Origin of the sequence: Lentzea sp. NPDC060358 (assembly GCF_042725365.1) — a bacterium.
In the GTDB taxonomy this organism is placed as follows: domain Bacteria; phylum Actinomycetota; class Actinomycetes; order Mycobacteriales; family Pseudonocardiaceae; genus Lentzea.
Genome location: NZ_JBHXCW010000380.1, coordinates 1 through 4,921, shown reverse-complemented (window position 1 = coordinate 4,921; position 4,921 = coordinate 1). Strand labels below are relative to the sequence as shown.

Below are 4,921 nucleotides of genomic sequence, written 5' to 3'. Positions count from 1 at the left end.
GTGAGCGGATGCCGGGCCTCGTCGCGCGTGCAGGAGCTACGGCAGGCGCCGCAGCACGGTGACGACCTTGCCGAGGATGGTCGCCTCGTCGCCGTTGATCGGCTGGTAGGCAGGGTTGTGCGGCATCAGCCACACGTGCCCGTCCTTGCGCTTGAACGTCTTCACCGTCGCCTCGCCGTCGATCATGGCGGCGACGATCTCGCCCTGGTCGGCCGTGGGCTGCTTGCGAATCACGACCCAGTCGCCGTCGGTGATCGCGGCGTCGATCATCGAGTCGCCGACGACGCGCAGCAGGAACAGCTCGCCCTCGCCCACGATCTCGCGCGGCAGCGGGAACACGTCCTCGATCGACTCCTCCGCCAGGATCGGGCCACCGGCGGCGATGCGGCCGACCATCGGCACGTACGCGGGCGTCGGCTTGGACATCGGGTCGAGACCGGGGTCGATCTCGGTGGGCAGCATCCCTACCGCGCGCGGGCGGTTCGGGTCGCGGCGCAGGAAGCCCTTCCGCTCCAGCGCGCGCAGCTGGTACGCCACCGACGAGGTCGACGTGAGGCCGACGGCCTCACCGATCTCGCGCACGCTCGGCGGGTAGCCGAAGCGGTCGACCCAGTCGCGGATCACGTCGAGCACCTTGCGCTGACGCAGGGTCAGGCCGGCGTTTCCCGCGATCTCGCTCACCTGTGTCTCCACGAGAGCGGGGTCCGGGTCGATCGTCTTGCCTGCCACGGTCGCTGTCCTCCTCGCCGCCCCCAGTACGAATGGGATTCCGGCCTCCGTCGATCTTCGTGGTCGACGGTAGTCGTGTTTGCTGCGCAGATCAAACACCTGTTCGAGGTATTTGGCCGCGTGTTGTGGCGTTCGATGATCCGGCGTGGTAGAAATTCGCACGGACGTTCGATCGAACCTCTGTTCGATCACGGTGGTTGACCTGCGATGGAGGTCGTGATGGCGGTGCTCGTCGAGAAGCGGTTGCGCGTTGCCGAGGACGCGGACGTCGCAGCGGGGCGTCCCCTCCGTTCGGGTCCGAGGGTCATGCCGCGCCGACCGGCGACGAGGCCGCACCCCGTGGTCGTGCCCGCCACGCGCGAGTCGAGCTCGTGCGAGGTCCGCCCGAAGCGCGAGTCGTTGTTCGAACTGGTCGCGGTCGGCGTCTTGAGCGCACTCACGGTGGTCGCGCTCGGCGTGCTCTACCTACAGCAGGCTGGGGTCACCCCGTAAGCCTGCCCCCACATCTTGTGTTTCCCGCGCCCGTGATGACGTGAACTCTCCGTCATTGCGGGCATCTTTGCGTAATCACCGCTGATCGTCACCGGTTCGCCCAACAGGGTGACACGCCGGGCGTCGTGTCGACTTGCTTCGACGTCGGTTGCGATCTAGGTTCTACCCCTACATCTAGTGGTTGCACCGCTGAAAGTAGTCCACAGGTTGTGGGTAACCCGACCAGTGTGGTTGCTGCGGTGAATGCTGTGCGGGGGAAGGGGTGAGGTGGCGTGCGGTGTCCGTTCTGCCGCCATTCGGACTCGCGGGTGGTCGACTCCCGCGAGGTCGACGAAGGCCAGGTGATCCGGCGCCGACGCTCCTGCAACAGCTGCAGCCGCAGGTTCACCACGGTCGAAGAAGCGGTTCTCGCCGTGGTCAAGCGCTCCGGCGTGACGGAGCCGTTCAGCCGCGACAAGGTGGTCGTCGGCGTGCGCAGGGCGTGCCAGGGCCGCCCGGTCGACGAGGACGCGTTCCAGGTGCTGGCTCAGCAGGTGGAGGAGTCGATCCGGTCGACGGGGTGCGCGGAAATCGCGAGCCACGAGGTGGGGCTCGCCATTCTCGGCCCTCTGCGCGAGCTCGACGAGGTCGCTTATCTGCGCTTCGCGAGCGTTTACAGGTCCTTCTCGTCCGTCGAGGACTTCGAGAAGGAAATTCTTGATCTTCGTACTGCGCGGACCGAGGAAGCACCGGCCGAGCAGTAGTCCGCGCGCACTTCAGCGCGCGAAGCAATCCTTCTTTTTCCGAGCACTGCACTAGGGAGATCCACCGTGACCGAGACCGTCGGCGGCTCAGCCAAGAAGACAGCCGCACGGGCGGCTGCCAAGCCTGCCGCGCTGAAGGTCCAGCGCGTCTACACCACCGAGGGCCGCCACCCCTACGACGAGGTCACCTGGGAGCGCCGCGACGTCGTCATGACGAACTGGCGTGACGGCTCGGTGAACTTCGAGCAGCGCGGGGTCGAGTTCCCCGAGTCCTGGTCGGTGAACGCCACCAACATCGTCACCAGCAAGTACTTCCGCGGTGCCGTCGGCAGCGACAAGCGCGAGCAGTCGCTGCGCCAGCTGATCGACCGCGTCGTGAAGACCTACGTGGGCGCCGGCCGGGAGCACGGCTACTTCGCGGGCGAGCAGGACGCCGAGATCTTCGAGCACGAGCTCACCTACATGCTGCTGCACCAGGTGTTCAGCTTCAACTCGCCGGTGTGGTTCAACGTCGGCACGAGCTCGCCGCAGCAGGTCAGCGCGTGCTTCATCCTCGCGGTCGACGACACGATGGAGTCGATCCTCAACTGGTACCGCGAGGAGGGCCTGATCTTCAAGGGCGGCTCCGGTGCCGGCCTGAACCTCTCCCGCATCCGCTCCTCCAAGGAGCTGCTGTCCTCCGGCGGCACCGCGTCCGGCCCGGTGTCGTTCATGCGCGGCGCCGACGCGTCCGCGGGCACCATCAAGTCCGGTGGCGCCACGCGCCGCGCGGCCAAGATGGTCGTCCTCGACGTCGACCACCCGGACGTCGAGGAGTTCATCGAGACCAAGGCGAAGGAGGAGAACAAGATCCGCGCGCTGCGCGACGCCGGGTTCGACATGGACCTCGGTGGCGCGGACATCGTGTCGGTGCAGTACCAGAACGCGAACAACTCGATCCGCGTGTCGGACGAGTTCATGCACGCCTACGAGAGCGGCGGCGACTTCGGCCTGCGCGGCCGGCAGACCGGCGAGGTCATCGAGCGCATCGACGCCAAGAACCTCTTCACCAAGCTGGCGAAGGCCGCCTGGGAGTGCGCCGACCCCGGCATCCAGTACGACGACACGATCAACGACTGGCACACCTGCCCCGAGTCGGGCCGCATCACCGCGTCCAACCCGTGTTCGGAGTACATGCACCTCGACAACTCGAGCTGCAACCTCGCGTCGCTCAACCTGATGAAGTTCCTCGGCGACGACGGCCGCTTCGACGCCGTCACGTTCGCCAAGGCCGTCGAACTGATCATCACCGCGATGGACATCTCGATCTGCTTCGCGGACTTCCCGACCGAGCCGATCGCGGACACCACCCGCAAGTTCCGCCAGCTGGGCATCGGCTACGCCAACCTCGGCGCGCTGCTGATGGCGACCGGCCACGCGTACGACTCCGAGGGCGGCCGCGCGCTCGCCGCGACCATCACCTCGCTGATGACCGGTGTCTCCTACCGCCGCTCCGCCGAGCTCGCGGGCATGGTCGGCGCGTACGACGGCTACAAGCGCAACGCCACCGCGCACCAGCGCGTCATGCGCAAGCACGCCGCCGCGAACGACCTGATCCGCACCTACCACGCGAACGACTCGTCGGTGCACAAGGTCGCGACCGAGGCCTGGCAGCAGGCCCTGGAGATCGGCGCGAAGAACGGCTGGCGCAACGCCCAGGCGTCCGTGCTGGCCCCCACCGGCACCATCGGCCTGATGATGGACTGCGACACCACCGGTATCGAGCCGGACCTGGCCCTGGTCAAGTTCAAGAAGCTCGTCGGCGGCGGCTCGATGCAGATCGTCAACCAGACGGTGCCGCGCGCCCTCAAGGCGCTGGGCTACCTGGACGAGCAGATCGAGGCGATCGTCGAGTTCATCGGCGAGCACGGCCACGTCGTCGACGCGCCGGGCCTGCGCCGCGAGCACTACGAGGTCTTCGACTGCGCCATGGGCGAGCGCTCCATCGCGCCCATGGGCCACGTGCGGATGATGGCGGCCACCCAGCCGTTCCTCTCCGGCGCGATCTCCAAGACGGTCAACATGCCGGAGACGGCGACCGTCGAGGACGTCGAGGAGATCTACTACCAGGGCTGGAAGCTCGGCCTGAAGGCGCTCGCGATCTACCGCGACAACTGCAAGGTCGGCCAGCCGCTGTCCGCCGGCAAGGGCGCGAAGGCGGCCGAGGAGAAGAAGGCCGCCACCGAGACGGTCGTCGAGTACCGCCCGGTCCGCAAGCGCCTGCCGAAGAAGCGCCCGTCGCAGACCGTGTCGTTCACGGTCGGCGGTGCCGAGGGCTACCTGACCGCCGGTTCCTACCCGGACAACGGTCTCGGCGAGGTGTTCGTCAAGCTCGGCAAGCAGGGCTCGACGCTGTCCGGCGTGATGGACGCGTTCTCGATGTCCATCTCGGTGGGTCTGCAGTACGGCATCCCGCTCGAGTTCTACGTCTCGAAGTTCCAGAACCTGCGCTTCGAGCCGGCGGGCATGACCGACGACCCGGACGTCCGCATCGCGACGTCGGTGCTCGACTACCTGTTCCGCCGCCTGGCGCTCGACTACCTGCCGTACGACAAGCGCGCGCAGCTCGGCATCTTCACCGCCGACGAGCGTTCGGCGCAGGTGGCCGGAGAGTACGGCGCCCCGGCACCGTCCGATGTGGACATCGAGGGCCTGCGCGGCTCGGTGGAGGCGGCCCCGGCCGTCGAGGTCGAGACCGCGGCGCCGAAGCAGGTCGGCAGCTCGACCGAGCTGCTGGAACTGCACCTGGGCAAGGCAGCCGACGCGCCGCTGTGCATGACCTGCGGCACGAAGATGCGCCCGGCCGGCTCCTGCTACCTGTGCGAAGGCTGCGGCAGCACGTCCGGCTGCAGCTGATCCCGGACCGGGTCGCGTTCGACGCGACGGTGCGCACCGGCGCATGACGTGCACGTCGAGGT

At 67.7% G+C, this 4,921-nt stretch carries 4 protein-coding genes; 3 read left to right on the top strand and 1 reads right to left on the bottom strand.

Features of this window, described 5'->3' with window-relative positions; all coding sequences use genetic code 11:
• Positions 1-36 precede the first annotated feature (36 nt).
• Entirely contained in the window at positions 37-714 is a 678-nt protein-coding gene (gene lexA, locus ACFWGZ_RS39500) for a transcriptional repressor LexA (protein WP_382456713.1), read from the bottom strand.
• A 222-nt stretch (positions 715-936) separates the two neighbouring features.
• Between lexA and ACFWGZ_RS39495 the strand changes: the two genes are divergently transcribed.
• From ACFWGZ_RS39495 to ACFWGZ_RS39485, 3 genes are all read left to right on the top strand, one after another.
• Complete coding sequence (locus ACFWGZ_RS39495; protein WP_382456712.1) at positions 937-1,221, top strand: hypothetical protein; 285 nt, start codon at positions 937-939, stop codon at positions 1,219-1,221.
• A gap of 272 nt (positions 1,222-1,493) precedes the next feature.
• Positions 1,494-1,964, top strand: a complete 471-nt coding sequence (nrdR, locus tag ACFWGZ_RS39490) for a transcriptional regulator NrdR (RefSeq protein ID WP_382456711.1) — start codon at positions 1,494-1,496, stop codon at positions 1,962-1,964.
• Between the two features lie 66 nt (positions 1,965-2,030).
• Positions 2,031-4,859, top strand: a complete 2,829-nt coding sequence (locus ACFWGZ_RS39485; RefSeq protein ID WP_382456710.1) for a vitamin B12-dependent ribonucleotide reductase — start codon at positions 2,031-2,033, stop codon at positions 4,857-4,859.
• Positions 4,860-4,921 lie beyond the last annotated feature (62 nt).

Excerpts from the sequence above, each read along its gene's own strand:
- ACFWGZ_RS39495 (WP_382456712.1), top strand. The coding sequence starts at position 937 with ATGGAGGTCGTGATGGCGGTGCTCGTCGAGAAGCGGTTGCGCGTTGCC.